This window comes from Xylophilus sp. ASV27, assembly GCF_016428875.1.
In the GTDB taxonomy this organism is placed as follows: domain Bacteria; phylum Pseudomonadota; class Gammaproteobacteria; order Burkholderiales; family Burkholderiaceae_C; genus Xylophilus.
This window is the reverse complement of sequence record NZ_JAELTO010000334.1, coordinates 1-336: the sequence shown is the minus strand read 5'-3', so window position 1 is coordinate 336 and position 336 is coordinate 1. Positions and strand designations below refer to the sequence as shown.

Below are 336 nucleotides of genomic sequence, written 5' to 3'. Positions count from 1 at the left end.
GTCGGCGATAAAAAAAACTTCATCGAACGCCAGGTGCCTGCCCTTCCCGAGGATTACGTCCCCCGAGGCAGTCCTGCGCGCGCAACGCCACGTGGCGACGTCGATCACGACACTGCGCCATCGACTGGGCTACCAACTGATCGCTCGTCTCGGGCAGTGCCCATGCTGCGGAAGAGCAAGCGCAAAGCATCTTTTATGACACAGTAATACTAAGGCAACGCTGAACAAGTCCCCGCGATGGCGCGCGCCCTGGTGTGGGATGGGATGCAAGGCGCAAGCCGCAGCCATGGCCGCCGCCATGGCGAGGATTTGCAACGCCGCAGACCGCCCGCAGCA

The 336-nt window shown here is 62.2% G+C and carries 1 pseudogene; it reads left to right on the top strand.

The annotated features are described in order from the left end of the window. Nucleotides 1-207: pseudogene (locus JHD63_RS24375) on the top strand (IS701 family transposase); the annotation flags it as partial. Nucleotides 208-336 lie beyond the last annotated feature (129 nt).